General features: G+C 57.1%; 2 protein-coding genes. Both read left to right on the top strand.

The features are described from left to right. The first annotated feature begins 443 nt into the window (after positions 1–443). Positions 444–812: a hypothetical protein gene (locus tag ACYVDE_RS23425; RefSeq protein WP_460503938.1), complete on the top strand. Its 369-nt coding sequence runs from the start codon at positions 444–446 to the stop codon at positions 810–812. Positions 813–883: 71 nt separating this feature from the next. Next, entirely contained in the window at positions 884–1,009 is a 126-nt protein-coding gene (locus ACYVDE_RS23420; RefSeq protein ID WP_460503937.1) for a hypothetical protein, read from the top strand. Positions 1,010–1,211: the final 202 nt, after the last annotated feature.

The following is a 1,211-nucleotide window of genomic DNA, read 5'->3' as shown; positions in this document are numbered from 1 at the left end:
GCGCCGGCACCACCGACCTGCCCACCGACGGCTTGGCCGCCGGCACCTACCTGCTCACGGTGCAGGTGCCCGGCGAGGCCAGCGTGACGCAGCGCGTGCTGGTGGAGTAGCGGCCCGGGCCCAAGCGCCGCACTGCCTGTTAGTAAAGCCCTGGTTGCGTGAGCAGCCGGGGCTTTTTGGCATTAAATCAGGCTTATGTCGCACCCCGACCTTTTCGACTAAGCCGAACAATGAAAAACCGGACCAAACCCGTCTTTACTAGGCTTCAAAGCTGGATTGTAGTAATCGTAAGCGCAAAACTGCCCCCGTGTTTACGGTGCAAAATCACCAAAACCCCTGTCTGAAACCGGGGCAAAGTGTCCTTTTTTACCGGCGCACCACCGGCTAGGTTTGCCCCTCGATGGGCGTACCTTCCACCACGGGTTTCGCCGCCCCCCCCGTCCATGCTCCGCAAACTCCTGCTCTACGCCGCCCTGCTCACGCTCACGCAGTGCTCCACCTGCAAGCGCGACAACCCGCAGCCCCAGCCCCCGAAAGACCCGCTCAGCACCCGGTCCCCCGAAACCCAGACCGGGGCCGGCACTTTCGCCTACCTCATCAATGGCAAAGCTTTCATCGCCCTTTACACTACCTCTGCTAATGGCGACTGGCAATCATTAAATCGGCTGGCTATTAGGAGGAACAATGAGGTTAAATGGGGATGCCGTTGCACAAGTGGTGAGCATCTCAGCAGCCTTAAATGGACAACTACAAAGCAGCCAAAAATTTTCTATTATTTCTTCAGCCTTTCCCAATATTTACTCCTGGAATAAACCAGTTTATTTCGGCGGTTACTGGATATACGCCATGCTATTATTCCGGTAATAATGTCAAGACCGGCCAAGTGGAACTGATCAAGTTCGACCCGGTGGCGCGCTTTGCCGCCGGCCGGTTTGCCTTCGTGCTCTACGAGCCCGGCGGCTGCGACACGCTGCGCGTGAGCAACGGCCGCTTCGATGTCAAATTCTAACCCGTTTTCCTTTTCTGCGCATGAAACACTTCTTTACGTTTGTCCTTCCATAGCTAGGCATACCTACCTAAAGCCCATCCACCCGGTCCCAGGATGTGCTGGAACTGACTCCTAGTAGTCCCACACCACTCCCGACCGGTTCGGAACCGGTCGGCGCAAAAGCAAAAAGCCCTTCCGGCCGCGCGGCCGGAAGGGCTTTTTG

It is taken from the genome of Hymenobacter agri, assembly GCF_054778495.1.
Note: the sequence above shows the minus strand (reverse complement) of the source record. Positions and strands in the feature narration are given on the sequence as shown.

What these genes read in the sequence shown, in the direction of transcription:
- ACYVDE_RS23425 (WP_460503938.1), top strand. Translation starts at nt 444, where the DNA reads ATGCTCCGCAAACTCCTGCTCTACGCCGCCCTGCTCACGCTCACGCAG.